17 protein-coding genes are annotated in these 19210 nt (G+C 55.1%); 12 read left to right on the top strand and 5 right to left on the bottom strand.

Going from position 1 to position 19210, the window contains the following annotated elements; all coding sequences use genetic code 11:
- The first annotated feature begins 122 nt into the window (after positions 1–122).
- On the top strand, positions 123–350 hold the full coding sequence (locus IPH75_11220; protein ID MBK7142640.1) for a hypothetical protein: 228 nt from the start codon (positions 123–125) through the stop codon (positions 348–350).
- 920 nt (positions 351–1270) lie between these two features.
- Positions 1271–1672 (top strand): hypothetical protein, encoded by a 402-nt coding sequence (locus IPH75_11215; GenBank protein ID MBK7142639.1) that lies wholly within the window; start codon positions 1271–1273, stop codon positions 1670–1672.
- Positions 1673–1746: 74 nt separating this feature from the next.
- On the opposite strand, the gene IPH75_11210 is transcribed toward IPH75_11215, so the two are convergent.
- Positions 1747–2010 carry a hypothetical protein gene (locus IPH75_11210; protein MBK7142638.1) on the bottom strand — a complete coding sequence of 88 codons (264 nt, stop codon included), beginning with the start codon at positions 2008–2010 and terminating at the stop codon, positions 1747–1749.
- Between the two features lie 78 nt (positions 2011–2088).
- On the opposite strand from IPH75_11210, the gene IPH75_11205 reads away from it, so the two are divergent.
- The 5 genes from IPH75_11205 to IPH75_11185 all read left to right on the top strand — a co-directional run bounded on the left by IPH75_11205 (position 2089) and on the right by IPH75_11185 (position 6319).
- Positions 2089–2349, top strand: a complete 261-nt coding sequence (locus IPH75_11205; protein MBK7142637.1) for a hypothetical protein — start codon at positions 2089–2091, stop codon at positions 2347–2349.
- 144 nt (positions 2350–2493) lie between these two features.
- The gene (locus IPH75_11200; protein ID MBK7142636.1) at positions 2494–2724 is read left to right on the top strand and encodes a hypothetical protein; all 231 of its coding nucleotides are present in this window, start codon (positions 2494–2496) and stop codon (positions 2722–2724) included.
- 98 nt (positions 2725–2822) lie between these two features.
- On the top strand, positions 2823–3503 hold the full coding sequence (locus IPH75_11195) for a ribonuclease H-like domain-containing protein (GenBank protein ID MBK7142635.1): 681 nt from the start codon (positions 2823–2825) through the stop codon (positions 3501–3503).
- A 191-nt stretch (positions 3504–3694) separates the two neighbouring features.
- Positions 3695–4867 carry a hypothetical protein gene (locus IPH75_11190; GenBank protein ID MBK7142634.1) on the top strand — a complete coding sequence of 391 codons (1173 nt, stop codon included), beginning with the start codon at positions 3695–3697 and terminating at the stop codon, positions 4865–4867.
- A 126-nt stretch (positions 4868–4993) separates the two neighbouring features.
- On the top strand, positions 4994–6319 hold the full coding sequence (locus tag IPH75_11185) for an HDOD domain-containing protein (protein ID MBK7142633.1): 1326 nt from the start codon (positions 4994–4996) through the stop codon (positions 6317–6319).
- An 85-nt stretch (positions 6320–6404) separates the two neighbouring features.
- On the opposite strand, the gene IPH75_11180 is transcribed toward IPH75_11185, so the two are convergent.
- Positions 6405–8336: a hypothetical protein gene (locus tag IPH75_11180; GenBank protein MBK7142632.1), complete on the bottom strand. Its 1932-nt coding sequence runs from the start codon at positions 8334–8336 to the stop codon at positions 6405–6407.
- A gap of 401 nt (positions 8337–8737) precedes the next feature.
- Between IPH75_11180 and IPH75_11175 the strand changes: the two genes are divergently transcribed.
- A complete protein-coding gene (locus tag IPH75_11175; protein ID MBK7142631.1) occupies positions 8738–11476 on the top strand; it encodes a T9SS type A sorting domain-containing protein in 2739 nt (912 codons plus the stop codon).
- A gap of 14 nt (positions 11477–11490) precedes the next feature.
- On the opposite strand, the gene IPH75_11170 is transcribed toward IPH75_11175, so the two are convergent.
- Positions 11491–12462: a CPBP family intramembrane metalloprotease gene (locus IPH75_11170; GenBank protein ID MBK7142630.1), complete on the bottom strand. Its 972-nt coding sequence runs from the start codon at positions 12460–12462 to the stop codon at positions 11491–11493.
- A gap of 367 nt (positions 12463–12829) precedes the next feature.
- Here IPH75_11170 and IPH75_11165 point away from each other — a divergent pair, with 367 nt between their 5' ends.
- Together IPH75_11165 and IPH75_11160 are read left to right on the top strand one after the other, a co-directional pair.
- On the top strand, positions 12830–13324 hold the full coding sequence (locus tag IPH75_11165; protein ID MBK7142629.1) for a hypothetical protein: 495 nt from the start codon (positions 12830–12832) through the stop codon (positions 13322–13324).
- Positions 13325–13338: 14 nt separating this feature from the next.
- On the top strand, positions 13339–13644 hold the full coding sequence (locus tag IPH75_11160; GenBank protein MBK7142628.1) for a hypothetical protein: 306 nt from the start codon (positions 13339–13341) through the stop codon (positions 13642–13644).
- A gap of 156 nt (positions 13645–13800) precedes the next feature.
- Here IPH75_11160 and IPH75_11155 read toward each other — a convergent pair whose 3' ends face one another.
- Entirely contained in the window at positions 13801–14436 is a 636-nt protein-coding gene (locus IPH75_11155; GenBank protein ID MBK7142627.1) for a CYTH domain-containing protein, read from the bottom strand.
- Between the two features lie 401 nt (positions 14437–14837).
- Entirely contained in the window at positions 14838–15776 is a 939-nt protein-coding gene (locus tag IPH75_11150; GenBank protein MBK7142626.1) for a hypothetical protein, read from the bottom strand.
- Between the two features lie 189 nt (positions 15777–15965).
- Here IPH75_11150 and IPH75_11145 point away from each other — a divergent pair, with 189 nt between their 5' ends.
- Both IPH75_11145 and IPH75_11140 read left to right on the top strand, forming a co-directional pair.
- Positions 15966–17198: a hypothetical protein gene (locus IPH75_11145; protein ID MBK7142625.1), complete on the top strand. Its 1233-nt coding sequence runs from the start codon at positions 15966–15968 to the stop codon at positions 17196–17198.
- Positions 17183–18526, top strand: coding sequence for a hypothetical protein (locus tag IPH75_11140; protein ID MBK7142624.1), 1344 nt, complete (start codon positions 17183–17185; stop codon positions 18524–18526). The genes IPH75_11145 and IPH75_11140 overlap by 16 nt, the downstream gene beginning before the upstream one ends.
- Positions 18527–19210: the final 684 nt, after the last annotated feature.

Raw genomic sequence — 19210 nt, 5'->3', positions numbered from 1 at the left:
GAGAAAGCGGAAGAGAAACATAAATCTTCCGACACGCTGTTGAAACGTTTCGGCGCCGAGATCCATCTCGACCCGATTCTCGCGGCCGAAGGTTACCTTCGGGAGATCATGCCGGGTTGACGATGCTCAGGCAGATCGCTGATTCGGGCGGGACGGCTCGCGATAAGCTGCTAATTCGGTCGGCTATTCAGACAAAACAAACACACAAATATCTGGGCAAACAAGCGGGGTGGCGGTGTGGGCGGGCGCAGGGCGATGTCTACACCGGCGATTTCACTTTCATTCTCGATATCGGCGGGGACAGGATATTTGTAAATCTGTCGAACGACCGTCCAATCCGCATCCGGTAGATCATTATCGATCTTGCCGGAATGACCAGTACAACGCCAAGTCGGATTTCGCGATCGCGTCAGCTGTTTTTCTGTCGGGCTGTGCTTGATTTCGGCGGGAGATGACCGGTATTCCGCAAGTCATTTGGAGTTGGTTCAGGCTTTCTTCGGCGAGCCTAATCTCTATGATGCGGCCCTTGGGCAAGCCGGCATGATGGCGACACGCATGTGCAGGGAGCAGAACGTACGGAATGGGGATCGTCATCGATGAGGCGGGGCGCCATATCTACAATTTCTGCGCTGCATGCCCAGGGTTCGGGTTCATCAAAGGGGATCGGGACGCTGTATGATTTGAGGGGATCAGATTCGTACTATGCCGGCGAACAAATACAAAGATGTACTTCGGCATGACGATTATTACCTCTCTCGATGTACGCGGGGATTCGGCTACGGCCTTCTTTCTTGGATCTCCGGGCGGCCTGGTTTCCTGGTCGATTCTGAAAGGGAAACGACAATTACTACTCAGATATTTTTCGCGCCAGGGGACCAGCTATTGGTGGTCGCTCGGGATGTTGTATGATTCCTCCGCAACGACAATACCAGTCATATCAGTATGCGCAGGGGCGGCGACAAGGTTGACCCTGGGCATCTGGAGGTGGATGACACAGTCATGATGTTTATTTTGGCAGGGCTGATGCATGGCTGCGGCCATGGTGATTATTCGTGCGGATCATGCTGATCGTCACGGAATGACACCTACACGGCGTGATCTTTCGCAGGGCAGATCGGCAATGGTGCGGGAATACAGATCGAGCAATGAAGGGGGGACGACCGGTATTTCATCAAGAACCCGAAGAATACGCATGGGTTTGGGGATAGCCGACGGGATTTTGGTCGATCAGGCTGTTTATCGATCTGGGTGGCGCTTCCGTATACCGGCAATGGGAAAGAGAACTCTACTGGAAGCCAGATTCCGGTTGGGGGGCGGCATGGATATCGAGTTGTATCCCAAGGACAGCACGGAGGCGACCAACCATGAAGAAAGTGATACCGATTCTGACGCCCGCCGTGCTACTCTTGTTAGCGGGAACGGCTCTCGGGCAGGGTTGCTGGAGAAGAAGATCGACTCGCTGTTTGTGATCGCATCCTCAGGTGAGGGTGAAGTTTCAAACCGATGGTCAAGCCGAGTGGAAGACTCTATCGCCGCGTTGGGGGCGGATGCTGTCCCGATAATTGTAGGTAAGCTGGAGACGAAATCACCACGGGAACGACTGGCGATCATCAATATCCTGAAAAGATCAGTTGCCAGCGGTCCCTATTTGCTCAGAGCGCTCCGGATTTAATAAAGGGGTTGGTGGTGGAACGGGTCGCGGGCGCTGGGTGATAAGTCAAGGATACCTCAGCATTAATGGGATTATTAGGCGTAACGCAACACCCGTGGTGGCAGGTCCGCGAGCAGTGCGATCGGTCGCTCGGGCGGATCGGCGACATTCGTGCGGGCTGATGCGATCATGATGGCGCTGGAAGATGCATCATGCTGGTGCGCAAACGGCAACAGTCGTGCGTCCGGACAGCTCAAGTTGCAGCAGGCGATACCGCGACTTAACGGCTTGCTGGGGGATTCGTTTAAGTGGGGGCGGTGACTCGCGGCGGCGGCGTCTGTCGATGCTTGATACCGCAACCGTGTTGCAGGCGATCATTGATCTGAATGGAGTCCACCAATCGCCAACCGGGATTGTACTGCCAGATCTTGGGATCGATGAAAAAGATATGGCAGTTACATACCTTGTTGCCACAGACAAATCAAGATGCTTCCGTCGGGCCCGCCGCAGTGGCGATCGTCACTGCCGACACGGCTGATGTGTGTGATTTCCGCTTCCATTCCTCGCGTGGCGAAACCGACCGCTTTACCCGCCTCAAAGTACAATCCGCGATCGGAGCCAGTCAGCCATGGACAAGCCCCGAAGTCTCAATGAGAAGAGAGAGTGTCAAGCGACGTGATCTCTCCCCGCCGAAGTAAGATCGGCGAAGAAGAGGCAGTCGCGTGATATCCCCGAGCGTTACGGCCGCATGGCCCAGTCGCTCGGCGGCGAACTGGTGGAACATGCCGCCGGACAGTTTGTACTGGTGACGCTTTTTTCCGATAGATTACCGGCATGGGCTGGTGTCGCTTGATTCCACGCTGGTCTCCCCCGCGCATCCGCATTCATCATTTACCGCGCTCGAACGGGATGGAGATCGATCTCAGCCGGGTACTCTACTTGCTACTGAAACAACCGGGCTGGGCGGTGTCGGGATCGTGCCGTTTTTGATCGGCTGTGGATCGGTGGTCGAGGAGGATTTGAGGTGCGGCAGCACTTATCCCGGATTACTCGACCAAGCGGCGAGACGTTGAGGTATTACAGGCCGAGTTTGGGCCGAGAAATGCCTCGTCACATACAACGGAGCGGCATTTGATATCCCGGTGGTGCGACCGGCTGATCGTCAACCGGGTTGGGCGAAGTGATCTATGGCGAACATATCGACCTGTTGCATTCGGCGCGAAGATTATTCAAACGACGGTTGAAAGAGTGCAACCTGACGCATGTGGAGCGTCGGCTGTTCGAGTTTCACCGCCAGGATGATATCCCCGGCTATCTGGTTCCGTCGGTCTATTTCGAATGGCTGGCATCAGAGCAGCTCGACAAGATGGGAGATGTGCTGACACATAACCGTCACGATATAGTCAGTCTTCATTTTCTGTTGGCGCATGTTGCCTCGGCATTTGCGACTGAAGGGGGAGTGCTGGATCAGACCGATGATCTTTATTCGCTGTCGCGAGTATACCGTCGTCGCAACCGTACGCCTCAGGTCCTCAGTTTGTGCAAACGGATAGCGGATGAGTCTGTCGGCGACATGACTCCGGAGATACGGCTGTTCCATGCTTCGGCGCTCAAGCGCTCGGGAGATTGGGAACAGGCGGTGTCGATCTGGCAGGAGCTGTCGGTTGCGGATAGTCGCGAGGGGTACCGCGCCTCGATCGAACTGGCGGTCTATTATGAGCATCGGGAGAAAGATATCGCAAAGGCGATAGAATTTGCCAGACTCGCACAACAGCGATGTCCGTATGGTCCAACGGAGAAAGAGCGGATTCGCACGCGCCTGGAGCGTCTTATCGGCAAACAGACCCGTTGACCGTTGACCAGCTTCCTCCTTTTCCCCTTGACATCATGGATATTGTGTTCTATTTTATTCCTGTAATTCAGGCTATTCTCAGTCACGTTATTTAATTTATAGATAGAAGATAAATGCCACGCTACCGGGAGCATTCTGTTCGCGGGGGTTTGGCTTTCTGGTTGCGAAATAACACAGGAAAGGGGCGGATCATGTATCTACACAGAGTTATGTTCGCCGCATTACTCATTCTCCTCTTTGTCGTTCCGGTCGAAGCTCAGGAGTGCGGGAATGCCAACGGCGGTTCGACCATTGACATCGGCGACATCTCCTATCTCCTCGATTACCTGTACTTTGGAGGAGCACCCTGGAACTGGCAGATGGACATGGACGATCGCGCCGGGGTTGCCCACGGTGACGTTGTCAGAATAGTCGAAAACCTGTTCATAACATACCCGAACGGAGTATACGATTGTTCGCCATCGCAGACATACAGCTTCGCGCCATCATCCGATGACACCCTGTTTATTCCGCGACTGACCTCGGTGCCCGACGGCATCAATTCCGTTAGAATGGCCATAAAGGGGAATTTGCTGCCCGGGGCAGCCGGTTATTGCGTTTTTCTTGGGATGATGCCAGGTAGTAACGGCGGGTTCAGATATATTTCCGGTAACTTCTACAAAGCAAATCAGGGTTTTGGCGTCATTCATTATTGGAATTCAGATCGGACCCTCCCGAACGCGGGATTCGCAAAATATACTGAGAATGACATTCTCGCGGGAGCGCAGGATCTATTCTGGATCGAATTTGGTCGGGTGACCCCTGGCTCAACCGGCGCCGATTTGATGCTCGTTGAAAATCAGATCGATGAGTTTCGACGGATCTGTATTTCCCGCGGTGGCGATCTGGTAGTACCGACGATCGTCTACTACGAGTATCAGTTCCCGCCGGATACCCTGGAAGTTTCGGTGACCAGTCTGGCATTCAGCTCTGCCGCCGGAAAGCCGTCCAGAGATACGCTGTCGGTTACGTTCAGCTCGAGCGGTGGGGCGATCAGTTTTGATCTCTCAGCGGTCGATCCATGGGTGAAATTGCTTGGATTACCGACAGGGAGTTTGACCACCCCGGTTACGGTTCATGTGACCGCCGATGCTCTGACCCTGCCTGAAGGGATCTACACCAGCGCCGTGCAGGTGCAGAATGCCACTTCGATGTTCGGGGTGATCACGCCACAGGCGGATATTCCGGTCAGCTTCGCGGTCGGCCCCCCGATCAACTATCCGCCGGGGGATGTCAACTGCAACGGCCTGGTTGACCTGACTGACCTTTCTATGATCATAGCCTATTTATTGGGGTTCACCCAATCCTTGCCGGTCTGCTACTAGGCAGTTTCAAGAAGGGGCACCACAGGTGCCCCTCTTTCTTTTGGGAAATCTCCCCGTATCCCCCCGTCACAGTGGAAGGAAGACTTAATTAGTTGGCCAAATGGCCGATATATCCAGTACCGACCTATGGCTATGCAAACAGACATTTTTGCCAAGATCCTGAGCGACCACAAGGAGTTGACCTCGCTCCCGCAGACGCTTGCGGAGGTCCTTCGGGTGACGCGCGAAGAGGACAGTTCTTCGCAGGAACTGGCCAAAGTATTGATGCGCGACCCGGCGATGACTGCCAAGGTATTGCGTATCGCCAATTCTCCCTATTACGGCGCTGGCCGGAATATCTCTACCGTCACCCAGGCGGTGGTCACCCTCGGGATGCGGACAGTCACTGCGCTGACCCTCTCATCCTCGGTCTACAAGCTGGTGGGAGACTGGAAAACGCAGATCAATCGGACACGCTTCTGGCGTCACTCGTTGGAGGTGGCGATCGGCTCCCGGATGATCTATGAGGCGCTCGGGAAAAAGCCATCCGAAGAAGCGTTTGTCGCCGGCCTGTTGCATGACATAGGTATCCTGGTACTCGAAAACTCTTTCCCCGAAAAGTACCGTCAGATCTGGCAGCAGGTTCAGCAGGGTGAGAATCTGGTCGAGCTGGAAGAGCAGCTCTGGGGGACCAACCATGCCCGAGTCGGGAAATTCCTGCTGGAACAGTGGAATATTCCGGTCAAGATCTGCGAAGCGGTCGGGATGCACCACCTGGTATTCCCGCCTGATTCTGCCAACCGGAGCGAGATAGGCCTGAGCCAGGCGGTCAACCTTGCCAATTTGATCTCGCGATTTGCGATCGCCGAGGGACGTCCGAAAGAACTGACATTTGCGCATGAAAATAAAGATACGGTGCGGGCCTCGCTCGGCTTTACGACTGATGCGCTCAACCGGATCGAAGAGCAGTTGCCGACCCGGACGATAGCCGAGGCGAAATTCCTGGAAATCGAGATCGGCTCGACCGACGAACTTCTGTTCGAGGCCAACCGTCTGCTGTTCGAGCAGTATATCACGACTGAGAACTTGCTTCGCGAAAATCGGCTGATGCAGCAGCAGATCGCCCGCGACCAGATGAAAAAGCTGGCGCTGGAATCACTCAAGACGATCACGGCGACATTCAATCATTACATGAATAACGCGACCGCCACTATTCTCGGGCGGGCACAGTTGATCGAGTACGCGATCAACAAAGGGACGATCCAGGACCAGACCGGGCAACTTCGATCGGCAATGGGGATCATCACCAACGGCGTCAATACGATCAGTTCGGTGATGGAAGAGCTCAAGAATCTGGCCAGTTTCGACACGACGGTCTATCACGCGGAAACGTACATTCTGGATATCGAGGCCAAGCTGAAAAAGCAACTTGAGAAGCTCGAGACCACGATGACCAAAGAGCCGGTCGCCTGAGTTAACCTCTCCCCTCACGGCAGATATCAAAACAGCCGGTCGCAAGACCGGCTGTTTCTTTATGGTATTGTATCGATCAGAAGAGTTATTTCGAGCCGCTGATGGTAATGGTGGTGTTTTGGCCGTTGATCGTGAGCGAATCGCTCGCCCGACCAAGTTTGAAGGAGCCTGACTTGCCCGTGCCGAAATCATCGAGTTTGAATGGAATGTCACTGACTATCTCGCCAAAGGTGGTTTTGGCCTTCACCCAGAAATTCGATCTTTCGGAAATAATGAGTTCAACATTGCCAAAGCTGGTCTGCACCCACGAGCTCCCCTTAAAGCGGTCATCCATCTCAAGATAGATATTGCCGTTCTGATTGTTGAGATGGACGGGACCGGCCAGATCCTCGGCCTGGATCAAACCGAATTTATTGGTGGCGGTCAGTTGGCCGCTGATATTGGCGAGATCGATATTGGAGTTGGCATTCTCGACCGAGACCGTCCCCTTGATATCACGAACGGAGAGGGGCTGGAATTGGTTAGCCGCGATCAGATTTCCGGCGAGACCATCGACATCGATCGGACCGAACGAGTTGCTGATGCGCACATTGCCGGTATGGTCGGTGATTTTCACGACGCCCGAGTTGCGCACGACCGTTTCACCGGAGCAACCATCGAGGCCAACTTCGCTATAGGAATTTTCAATACTGAGCTGGCCGGTACATGCCTCGAGCACGATCGGCGCGTATCCGTTTTTCACCCGGATCGGCCCGCTGCAGTTCATCAGTTCGATCTGCCCCATATTGTTGGAGACTGTCACGCCTCCCTTGACACCATCAACCTCGACCGGCGCGTAATTGGCCTCTATCTCTACACCGCTGTTCAGGTCGGCAACTGTCACCGAGCCAAAGGAGCTGTTCACCACGACCGGGTTGCTCGACGGCAGAAAGACTTCGAGTGAATTGCTGATGATGCGGCAGTCGTTGTTGATTCTTCCCTGTCGGGGGGCGGTGGCGGTAATGGCATAGCCGCCGGGAACGGATTCCAGTTTCAATTCGATCTCGGAAAGGAGCTTTTTCTCCTGCGAACGGGAGTCGGCGGAGATCTCGGCGGTCAGTTTGGCAATGATCTGTTTGGAGGTCGTGCCCGATACAGTCACGGCGCCCAGTTGATTATTGATCCTGATCGGCAGGCGCGGGTTGGTGACCTGAAGGGTATCCTCGATCTCTTTGGAGGTACCAGAGCCGGCCCAGACAAAATCGCTTTCATCGAAATCCGAAAGATCGATAATGATCGGAGACTCATTGGTTTTGCCGGAGGATTTGGATTTCGCCTTGGCTGATTTTTCGGCCAGTTTGGCCGCCTGATCCGCCATCGCCTCGGCCTGCTCCTGCATCTCCTGGATCGCCTTTTCATTGATTCTCGGGATAGTGACAATAACGGGGTGGCCGCCGCGTTCTTCCCCCATCATTCCATCGAGTAATTCGTCGATCGTGGCCTGGAGATCTCTCTGGTTGGCTCGCACCTCGGCCAGGCGCTCTACCAGATCATCCTGCAACAGATCATTGATGTTGGAGAAATCACGCCCCAAACTGCTGACCAGTTTGAGAATGCGAATCGGGAAGATCTCCTCAGATTCTTCTATGTACTGCTCGATCTTCTCCAGATCCTCGACATGCGCGGTCAGATCGATCACCAACTGGTCGCGATCTTTCACATACAGACGACGATCGAGATTGTCATTGAGATTATCCAGTTTGGCGAGATATTTGGTGATCGTTTTGGAATCTGATTCCGAGAGATATTCGCGATAGTCGGCGATCAGCGAATTGAGTTCAACCAGGATATCGGCGTATTCATCCGCGACCTCTTTCGATTCGCGGTCGAGTGTGGTTTTCTTGCGCGCGCGTTCCTCAAATGAAGGGGTCGGCGGTGGAGCGGGTTGTGCCCAGATCGCGACCGGCGTCACCAGCGCGAAGAGGAGAACCAGAATCACTCCCTGTCCTGCAACTCGATTTTGAATACGCATGCTCATAGTATGCCTGGACTATCCTTTTCTTCCATCACCGGACCCGCTATCCCAGGGGTGCTCAAGTCCGGAGGATGGTACATTTTCCGTCAGCGACATAGTTTCAAATCGACTTTCCCAGCGGCCGCCAATGCAAGCCGCCTGTTATCCTTTAGCTTAGAGTACGACTGGGCGGGGCCAAAGTTGCGCCAAAGATTTGCGCGGCATTCAATTAGGTGGGTCCAAGTAATTGCGCTGCAACTTACTCCCGCAATGCCGATACTATTATTAGCTTGCTCGATTCGGTTCTGGAGCCTATTATGTGATGCCCTCACAATAAGTTACGGCTTCGGTGCCAAACCTCGGGGAGCCCGGAGCGGGGCAATTGCCCTACGACAATTATCCAAGCGCAAAAGGTGTGGTGGTCAATGTTTCTATTGAGAAATCTGATCCTCTTCTTTCTGGTTATACCCTCGGTTACACAGGCCGCGCTTTCCTCGGCAGAACGAGCGAGGCAACATCAGGAACAGGTCACTGTCCCGAATCCGGACAGTCGCGCCACCCTTACCGCAATCGGACAGTCCAGTCTCGTCTCTCCTGCGGCCGTTGACCTTCGGATCTCCGAGATCGGCTCTCCTGCTCATTTTACCCAGGATGTTGTCTCAGTGGCCAAAATGAAAAACGGTCAGTGGGTGACGGTCTGGCAGGATGAACGGGATGGGGCGAAAAAGATATTCCTGCAGTTAGTTGATTCTCTTGGTTCGCTCTCCGGCGCGAATCAGATGATGATCGGGTCGACAGTCGGCGCAGAGATAGTTGATCCGAAAATAGCGGTGGATACATCGGGGCGCGTTTTTCTTTTCTATCGCGACCGCACCAATGGATTGCTTTATGGTGCGCGCTACACCAGCGCGCTGGCAGTTGATCTGGCACCGTTTCTGGTCAACGATACGACCAATGGTGCATTCGCCGGACTGTATGATGTTGATATCTACCCCGATGGCCGACTCGTGGTCGTCTGGGAGAATTACGATATCAGCGGTAACACAATTCAGATGCGGATATACTCGAATACTGGTGTTTCGGTTATCTCGCCAACGATTGTCAATTCTGACGCTGCCAGCAATGCGCATTGGGCGCCTGAGGTTGCGGTCCAGCCGAATTCCGGCTACCTGATCGCGTGGGAAGATTACCGGTCGGTCGATGCTGATCTGTATGTGCGACAATATACCGGCGCAGGAACCGCTGTTGCCGCTGAGTTTACGATCGTCCCACCTTCCGCGGCTGATTCGCTGCAATTTACTCCGCAGATCGGATATTCGGCCACCGGACATTACACGATCGGGTGGATCGACCTTCGCGATGGTCAGGAAGTTTACCTTCAGACATTCAACCCGACTACCGGTTTGACTGGGAGCAATGTGATGGCTTCGGCGGGGGATGGTGCTATCGCCGCCTGGGATCTTGATCTGACAGTCACGCCGAATGGTCAACTGCTGGCCGGATGGGGAAGTTATGGTGCTGAGATCGCGATTGTCGCGCGACGGTACTCCACCAGTCTGCTTCCGTTGACCGGGATTCTCGATCTGTATAGCCCATCGGTTGGACAGCGTTGGTCTCCCGCGGTGGAGTTCTTCTCGGCGAATCGTTTTGGGATAGGCTGGACCGAATTCAGCGCCGATGATGCAGATATCTTTTTTCATCAGTTTGATTCTCTCGGTGGGCAGTTGATGGTTTCGCCGCGCACGCTGAATGACGATACGCAAGGAGCGCCGGCAAGTTCACCCTCGGTGGTTTCGGTCACCGATTGGTACGATCTGGTGGTTTTTGCGGATCGACGGAACGATGGCGGCGATATTTTCGCGCAACTGGTCGCGCATACTGCGACTCCGGTCGGACCAAATCGCAAATTGAATGGTGACTCCGGCGCAAATCTCCAGTCGGAACCCTCCGCGGCGGATGGCGACACGGTGAATATCGCTGTTTGGGTGGATGGGCGCGCGATCTCAGGTGTGCCGGGGCAGCGGGTGTTCGCGCGATATCTGTCTGACTATGGTATCCCAAAATCGGATGAGTTCACGATATCTGACTCAACTCTCGGCGATGGAAAAACGATGCCGCGCGCCGCACTGGCGAAAAACGGTCGCGGCCTGGTTGCCTGGATTGATAGCCGCGGTTCATCGCCGCAGGTCTATGGCCGATGGCTGACTTCCACTGGACAGATCGATGGCGCGGAGTTTTTGATATCAACATCGGCATCGGATAGTCAGATAGTCAAACTGCATGTCGGGCGGGATGCACAGAATCGGTTTTATGTTTGCTGGCTCGACAATGGCCGCACGACGCCGCGCGTTCGTGGTGCATGGTACAATGCCGACAAAACCGCCGGTGGGACATTTGGCTATACATCGACTGTGGGTGGTGCGAATATCGATGAGATGGCGGCGGCAATCAACGACTCCGGCGCTATCGGATTGCTCTGGACTACTTCGGGACTGGCAACCAAGGAGCTTTACCTGACAATCATCAGCCGCGCGAGCGCGATACTTCAGGTAGCAACATTGGTTTCGGATAATATTGCCGCGAATCCAAGTCAGCCGACGGTTGATTTCGATGAACAGGGGTATGTTACGACCGGATGGCTCGACCGCCGCAGTGGGAGCAGTCAACTACGATATCGAATTTACAGTAATCTGTATGCGCCGCTGGCCGCCAGTCTGCCGTTTTCGGTGACGACGCCGGAGTATATGAGCGCGCCATCGATGGCGGCCTCGCATGGACGGCTCTGGGCAACCTGGGTTGATCCGCGCGCGACCGGCGCGGCGATCTGGGGGAATGTTTATCTCTATCTGCCGACCGATGTCGAGGATGATGATCCGCGGTTGCCATCGGAATTTGCGCTGAAGCAGAATTATCCGAATCCGTTTAATCCCTCGACTGAGATATCGTTCACGTTGCCGAGTCGCGCATCGGTTCGATTGACAGTGTACAATCTGTTGGGACAGGAAGTGACGCGACTGGTTGATGGGATGCTGTCGGCGGGGGAACATCGGGTGACGTGGGATGGCCGCGACGCGAACGGTAACGGAGTCAGTACTGGAATCTACTTCTATCGTCTTGAAGCGGGGAAATTCAGTTCGACGAAGAAAATGGTGCTGGTGAGGTAGGCTTTCAACTTGATCTAAGAAATGTCGCTCGTAGGCGATGGGGAGCGCCACGCCTTGACGTGAACGGGCAGACGCGGACGTCGGCCGCGCAAAGTGTCAGGGCACTGCCGGGCAAGGCTTGGGATGACAGGTAAAGGTTGCCCGCCTCCTCGCATACATTGAGGCAGACGATTATCTGATGACAGAATCGTCAGTGGCCAGATGAGGGCGCCGAGATCCTGCAGTGAGTGCGCGATTATCCCCGGCCAGATAGAACCGGTCCGGATATACAGTATCGAAAAAAGTGCTCCGTAAATTGTGATGGCGATAAAGCCGGGCATCCCCTGATAGGCGTGACAGGCGCCGAACGCGACCGCCGAAATGATCGTCGGGATCACCCATGAGTTCATGCGTCCGACCAGGCGAAGGCGCGTCATCAGGTAGCCGCGAAACGCGGTCTCTTCGCAGACACCGGCCGTGATCGAAACCATCACCCAGACAACTTTGCCTATCGGGTCGGTCGGGACCAGCATGATAACATCGCCGGAGAGCGGCATACCGATCTGCCCCAACACCCAGGCGACTCCCGCCAACAAGAGGTTTGCCGCCAGCAGAAACGCAACTCCCCACGCAATATAGATCCCGCGGAATTTGGTAAAGCCGATACCCGCAAGCCCGGTACCTTCGGTGCGGACCGAAAGGTAATTGACCGAAAAGATCGCCCACTGGAAAATGATGGTCGTGACCAGGAGGAGCATCAGCATAAACGAATCGAGCGATTTGAGCAGGATAGTGGGATCCTCGCCGATCCCCGCCAGCGATATGCCGGGATAGAGGATCACCAGAATGGAGAGCGATACCCAGGTCATGAAGACGGTGCGGAAATTGTCGTTGCCGCTGTCTGAGCGGAAGCGGTCGATCGACAATTCGCGGGTGTCGCCGGGATGCGGGTAGATCGTTTCGCGAGAATATGGCTGCTGTTCCAATCGGCCTCTCAACCGCACCATGAATGGTGCGCTACGGGGTTTTGTTACTGCATTTGCGCGGCAGAGCTCCTGCTCTGCCCGTTCCGCTGAAGAAGGGCAGACGAGGACGTCTGCCGCTCAATTAAGACGGGGACGTCTCTGCCGCTCAAGTTATTCAGCCCCTATCATTCTCTTCGAGTATACGCAAAAAGCATGCAGTCAGGAAGTTTTCGCGCCGGGAATCGCCGGAAGTGAATCACGTGATACTGCTATCCCCTTATCCCCCAATATCTTTGTGACAGTCATGTCCTTGTCTGGCGCCCCCGCTCCGACTTGTTTGCCCAAAACAACAGGTCGGGCGACCGGACCGAATTAGGAAGCCGATTGCAGCCCGGCCAGGAGGAGAAGTATGGCGAAACACCGCATCACGTATCGTAACTGGGCGACCGACAGTGCCGGGGCGCTGTCCGACAGACAGGACGGAGATTCGACAGAGCCTGACAGCGCGGAATCGATCAGCGCTCATGTTCGCGCGGCGATCGAGAAACTTGAGCCGGCCGAACGGCTGTTGGTCGAACGGTACTACCTTCGGTTTGAAGATCTGTCCGCCATTGCCGACTCAATGCAGCTTACGCCCGCGCGGATGGAGACGGTTCATCGAAGCGCCATGAAACGACTGATCAAGCTGCTTGGGGCGTATGTCGAAGAGCGGTTCGGGATCAATAGTTTGCCACGCGAGCAATGTCTCATCTGCCTGTCGACGCGACGGTCTGAGATCGATCATCTGATCGCCACGCGCGATCCGAAACGCCCGTGGCGTATCCTGCTCCGCAAATTGCGAGCGGAATTCGGGATCAGTATCAAGAGCTGCCAGACGGTCAAATCACATCAACGTTATCACTGAGGGAGAACAAAACCATGCAGGCCGGGAAACAGATTATCAGCGAGCCGGACAACGTCGATCAGACGCAGAATATAGCATCACCAAGAACGGAGCATCAACACGAACATGTGCTGGTGGTTCGGATCACGTATGAGACGAAAAGTCGTTTGGATCAGTTGGCGATCGATCTGGATCGGACGAATTCGGATATCATCCGGACAGTGATGCGTCTTGGCATTCCTTTGCTCGAGTCGCTGTCGGAAGCGGAACGTCAGGTGGTGCGGGAGTACACGGATATTTTCAGGAGATTGCGGGCGTTGAAGTCGGTGAGAGATGTGTGAGGGGGTAAGAAGAGCCGTCAGGTCTCGCGCTCATGCCAGAGTCCTCGTCTGCACTTCTTCGCCAGTGCGAAGGACTGATTGATGCAACATTGGGGAGGCACAAACAAAAACGGCAGAACCATGGGGTTGTGCCGTTAAATCGGAGTCGTGCTTTACTTAGTAGATCTTGGCGCGTTTGAGGGCGCGGGCGAATTTGGATTCGGTCTGATGTTCAAACGGGATCGCCAGCGAAGCAAACAGTTTGCGCAGGTGGTCCTCCACCGTCTCGATCCGCTCCATATCGTGCAGTTCAACCTCGAGCTCGTAATCAACCGAACCATCGGTGTACATGGTTTTGTCGACCTCGAGCAGGTAGTTGTCGCCGCCGATGCGGAAGAGCTTTTTCTGGCGGACATTTTCGAACTGGATCAGTTTCGCCAGGGTCATATTGGGGAATTGCTGCTTGAGATAATCGATCGGCATGATCTGGATATCGAGCAGGTTTTCGCGCAGGCCGATGACCTCGTAGGCAACACCGCGGGGGATCTCGGCCTCGATCTCCTGGCGAACCACCGCGGCTCCCTCGGTCGTTGGGATCGACTTGATCGTGACCAGGCCGCGTTTGTTTTCGGCGCGGACGCGGAGCGCCCATCCGGCGCGGGCGAGCTGGCGGTCCTCGGTGTCGAAAAAGGCGTTGATATGGTGATCCTCGGACTCGATCTGTCCAAGGTAGCCGATCAGTTTGAGGTAATCGGTGAACGATTCAAGCTTAAGCTTGATCTCGATTTCGAGCTGTTTGACTGCGTCTCCCATACCGGATATATACGCCTATTTTGGGAGATTCGCCAACAAGAATATCGGGTTCTTTTCTGGTGGAAGGGGGTATCCAGAACTGAGTTTGTCCGGAAAGGGGGGTGATTGGGGCCGTCAGGTCTCGCGCTCTCTATGAGAACGCAGTCTGCCTTGAGAAGTAAGGAGAGCGCTAGGACCTGACGGAACAACAGAGGTCTCGCCTTCCCAGTGAAGACAGAGCTGGCGTTGAGAAGTTCGGAGAGCGATAAGACCTGACGGAACAACTAGTGGGTATGAATGAGAGCCGGGACGTTCAAAACGTTGCGTCAGGTCCTGCTTCGAAGCCCACTGGCTACCATTAACCATCAATGAGCGATAGGTGAGAGTTGCTTCGAAGTGTGACCTGACGCCCCCTATCCCCCCTACTTCACTCTCCCCAGCTCTTTCATCCGCTCAAGGCGTGGGAGTTCATCCCGCACCAACCACTCATCTTTGGAGAGAAGTTCGTAGGCTTTGGCGAAATACGGGATGGCATCCTCAGTGCGCTCCAGCGCAAGCAGACACTCGGCGATCTCTTCGAACACGTAGCCATCCTGATCCTCGCCGGATTCCTGCCATTCGATCTCGAGTTGCCGCTGCATCTCCAGCGCGGTTTCGATTTTACCGAGCATGCGGTAGGTTTTGGCCACAGACCATTTGGCGATGCGGAGCTGGGTCGGCTGGTTCATCAGGTCGCGAAACGCGACCGCTTTGGTGAACATATCGAGAGCGAGGTCATACTGCTTCTGTTCGAAATAGTCCCACCCGATATTGTTGTAGAGTGAGCCGAGCCATTTGCGGGCTTTGGGATCCTCAGACTTTTCCGCCAGGGCGATCGCTTTGAGATTCCAGGCAAGCTTCTGGTCAGGGGGCGCGGCGATCGCACACATGTGCGCAGCATCGACCGCCAGATTATCGAATCCTCCGGCCTCTCCCTTATTCCAGGCCTCGACAAAGAGAGGGAGCGCACTTTCAGTCTGTTTCGATGAATTAAAGACTCTCCCCCGCTCGAGCAGATAGCGAAGATAGGCGCGCGGGCCAGCCTCGGGGAGGAGTGCTTTCACGGTATCAAGCAGCGCATGGGCTTCGGTGAATTTCTGTTGAAGGCCCAGTGTTCGTGCGATCTGGGTCATCAGTTCCGCGCTATACGCTTTGTCGCTGGTAGCTTCGGGGGTGGCGAGAATCGCCCGGAAAGCGGTTTCGGTCTCCGCCGGTTTGTTGAAATTCCAGAGCGAATCAAAATCGGGGAGCGGTGTCGGTTGATCGGCATGCACCATCGCGGCAACTCCGAGGAGAAAGAGGGTGAGAAGAAACGTTTTCATAGTCTCTTGGTCTGGTTGAAGGTTGTGTATGAAGTATAAGAAAGTGGAATGGGGAAGTCAATGAAGGGGGCATTCACCGGCAGGTCAATTGTGAATAGTCGGCAGTCAGTTCGAATAGATGTGTTCCTCCCTTCGTATTACACTTGCTAGTGCTCAGGGGTGGCTCCCCCTTTATATAAGGAGGATCCAATGTCCATCACTCACCTGGCCACCGCCGTCAAACAGAAACCATCCCTTACCACCGACAACCTGAACCGGATGCTCGCCCTCTCCCGCGATGATCTGCAGTCCGGAAGGTACCGTCGCCAACTCTACCGCTTTCTGGCCGACCAGATTCCGATCATCTCGTCCTGCATCTGGACCTGGGCGCGGCTTTCATCGGCTCCGGGGAAATTCGTGATTCTCTCCCCCGATGGTCAGCCGACTGTTGATAACGAGAACGGATCGCGACCGCTCCGGAGACTTGATCAGTTGTCCGAGCGGATTTTGAAAGTGACCAATGGTCACCGCATGGGGGTAGCGACCATGCTTCCCGACCTGTTCAGTTCGCTCTACCGCGATGGGATATTCGGCGGGTTCCTGACGATCCTTCCCGATGGTTCCGGAGTCGACCAGTTTGTGCCGGTCGATGCGATACATTTGCGTGGCGAGCAAACCTCGCAAGGCCCGCGTCTGCTGTACGACAATGGCGAGGTCACCCTGCCGCTGGACCGTGCAGATTTCAAGTATGTCGCGCTGACCAACACGATCAGCGAGCCATTCGGGCGGTCGATATTGCATCCGATCCCGTTTATCGCCTATATCGAGCAGCAGTTGATCCGGGATCTTCAGCGGGCGCAACATAACGCCGGTTACAGCCGGTTGCATGTGAAGATCACGCCACCGGAGCGAATGGCGGGAGAATCCGACAATGCGTACACCGAGCGGATCAATCGCTATTTCGATTCGACCGTCTCCATGATCCGCGAGTGCGAGGTCGATGACAACCCGGTCACCTGGGATAATGTGACGATCGACTATATCGGGCCGGAAACCGCGCGCGGGGTGACCAATAGCTGGTTTATCAATCATCGCGCGCTGATCGAAGATATCTGCGCCGGGACCAATCTCGCGCCATTTTTGCTCGGCTATTCGTACGGTGCCACCACGACCTGGTCGGATTTCAAATTCGATATCGTGATGCGCCAGGTGCGTTCGGTGCAGGCACAGGTGGCCAATTTCCTGGAGTGGATCGGGAATATCGAACTGGCGCTGGCGGGAATTGACTGCAAGTGCCGGTTTGAGTTCGACAACAGTTTCGCCTATCAGGCCGCCGACCAGATCGGGATAGAGTCAAAGCGCGTCGATAATCTGCTTCGACTCTTCCAGGCCGGTTTGATTGAGGAATCTGTCGCTCGTGAACGCGCATGCCGGATGATCTGACGCGTGTCGAAGCGAATATCTGGCATGATGGGGTGCGGGATATTCCGTATTTCGCCCAGCATTGTCTCGGAGTGACTCTGCACGAAGGCCAACGGCTCTGGCTGGCTAATTCAACCAAACGTGAGAATATTCTGGTCACCGGTAATCGGTGGGGGAAGTCGTTTGTCTCTGCCGTCAAGCTACTTCACCATGCGATCTATCGGTATCGCAATCGACGGTTTGATTCGGCTGGACGGTATCGTGCGGCGGTGGTTTCGATTACGCAGAACCAGGCTGATCTGGTGCTGTTGCACGCACTTCGTCTCATCTGCCGTTCGGAGAGGATGAAGCCGCTGATCAAGTCGGTACTGCATTCTCCATTCCCGCAGATCACGCTGGCGAATGGCGCGACGATCGAATCCCGCACCACGCAGAATCGCGGCGACCATCTGCTGGGGAATGATTATGACTTTGTCGTTTATGACGAGGTAGCGTTTGATCCGTATGCTGAGCATGTCGTCGAAGAAGTACTGATGATGCGACTGGCCGACCGCGAAGGGACGCTCGATCTGGTCTCGACTCCCAACGGCAAAAACTGGTTGTACCGTCGGGCGAACGAAGTATTCGAAGGGAAACGGCCCGGTTATTTCCAGCGCGGCGACAGCCGGGATAATAGCAACATCTCGCGCGCTTATCTGGATGAACGGGTCACCTACTTTTCCGACAGCCGCCTCAAGCAAAATATCATGGGTCAGTTCGTTGATTCCGGCGGCGAGGTGATACCGGGGAAAGATATCGATGCCGCGCTTGTGCGATTCAACACCTTGACTATTCCCGATGATCTCGCTGGTTGTCGTTTCATTTCCGGCTGGGATCTTGCGCGCAAACGGACCGCGACAGTCGGCATCACGATATGCGTTTGCGATGGTGTGGCGCGCGTGATCAAACTGGAACGATTCAAGATGCTTGACTGGCCGATCATTCTTGAGCGAATACGGCAACGTCAGATGGAATTCCCCGGCGAGTTGGTGATCGATGCTACCGGACTTGGCGATGTTATTCTTCAGCAGCTTGATGATTTCAAGCCGAGTGGGGTGATCTTTACGCCGACAGTCAAGGCGGAGCTGTTGACCAATGTCGAACTGATGCATGCGCGAGGTCTGGTGGCGTATGAGCGATGGGAGTTGCCGGATGGTCCCGGACGAACCTGGTCATTGGAAGATGAACTTCGCGCGGCGCGCTGGGATGACAATAATGAGTGTGATTCGCTGATGGCGCTTTCGCTCGCCCTTCGCCCTCTGGCGACGAAGGCAGTCTCGCTGGTCGCACCGCGGGTGGGGAGGGGGTGAGACGATAGCCTGGTCGCGTGTGAACCCCTCTCTTTCCCCTTGACACAATTGAGCATACGCAATATCTTACCGGTAGAATAATCACCCCTTCATCGCAACGAATCGAACCTCACACGATTCGGATTTTCTCGTACAACCTATGCGTCAGTCCCCACTGGCTTCCTCATGGCCGTTCTGCGTGGCATGAAGCGCGTAAAGGAGGAAACCTATGGAAAGGAAGTTTTCCTGAGGATGCTGCCGGATCCCCTCCAGGCAGATCCAATGGAGAACAAGCAGAGGCAACTTCCATGCATAGATCGGACGGCTGTCCCATTCGGTCGCAGCATGGATCGAAAGCATGCAGAGTTGAGTCAGCCCCCGGACAGCCTCCCCGGTCAGTCCGGCCCCACACGCTCACCTATCATTCGGCGGCTCAACTGGTCTGCTCTCGGTAGGAAGGTGTCGTGAAACAGTCACTGTTTCACCAGGGACAGATTCGCAATATGAACGGGCCTGGCTCCGCTCCGGCGGAGTCAGGTTTTTTTGTGCGGCTCAATAGACTGTAGCCATTCCCCCATACTCCCTTCGCTCTTCGGCTCCGGGTCACGCTATGAAATCCTTTCCGGGCGGTGCAATCGCTGCACAATATTCGCGGTAAGCTCTTGTCCTGCAATAACCTCATGACGTCCATCCCGGCCATGCCAA

This window comes from bacterium, assembly GCA_016708025.1.
Taxonomy (GTDB): domain Bacteria; phylum Zixibacteria; class MSB-5A5; order GN15; family FEB-12; genus FEB-12.
This window is presented reverse-complemented; position numbering and strand designations above follow the sequence as displayed.

Excerpts from the sequence above, each read along its gene's own strand:
- IPH75_11150 (MBK7142626.1), bottom strand. The coding sequence starts at position 15,776 with ATGAAAACGTTTCTTCTCACCCTCTTTCTCCTCGGAGTTGCCGCGATG.
- IPH75_11205 (MBK7142637.1), top strand. The coding sequence starts at position 2,089 with ATGAAAAAGATATGGCAGTTACATACCTTGTTGCCACAGACAAATCAA.
- IPH75_11190 (MBK7142634.1), top strand. The coding sequence starts at position 3,695 with ATGTATCTACACAGAGTTATGTTCGCCGCATTACTCATTCTCCTCTTT.
- IPH75_11215 (MBK7142639.1), top strand. The coding sequence starts at position 1,271 with ATGGGAAAGAGAACTCTACTGGAAGCCAGATTCCGGTTGGGGGGCGGC.
- IPH75_11220 (MBK7142640.1), top strand. The coding sequence starts at position 123 with ATGCTCAGGCAGATCGCTGATTCGGGCGGGACGGCTCGCGATAAGCTG.
- IPH75_11185 (MBK7142633.1), top strand. The coding sequence starts at position 4,994 with ATGGCTATGCAAACAGACATTTTTGCCAAGATCCTGAGCGACCACAAG.
- IPH75_11165 (MBK7142629.1), top strand. The coding sequence starts at position 12,830 with ATGGCGAAACACCGCATCACGTATCGTAACTGGGCGACCGACAGTGCC.
- IPH75_11160 (MBK7142628.1), top strand. The coding sequence starts at position 13,339 with ATGCAGGCCGGGAAACAGATTATCAGCGAGCCGGACAACGTCGATCAG.
- IPH75_11140 (MBK7142624.1), top strand. The coding sequence starts at position 17,183 with ATGCCGGATGATCTGACGCGTGTCGAAGCGAATATCTGGCATGATGGG.
- IPH75_11180 (MBK7142632.1), bottom strand. The coding sequence starts at position 8,336 with ATGAGCATGCGTATTCAAAATCGAGTTGCAGGACAGGGAGTGATTCTG.
- IPH75_11155 (MBK7142627.1), bottom strand. The coding sequence starts at position 14,436 with ATGGGAGACGCAGTCAAACAGCTCGAAATCGAGATCAAGCTTAAGCTT.
- IPH75_11145 (MBK7142625.1), top strand. The coding sequence starts at position 15,966 with ATGTCCATCACTCACCTGGCCACCGCCGTCAAACAGAAACCATCCCTT.
- IPH75_11170 (MBK7142630.1), bottom strand. The coding sequence starts at position 12,462 with ATGGTGCGGTTGAGAGGCCGATTGGAACAGCAGCCATATTCTCGCGAA.
- IPH75_11175 (MBK7142631.1), top strand. The coding sequence starts at position 8,738 with ATGTTTCTATTGAGAAATCTGATCCTCTTCTTTCTGGTTATACCCTCG.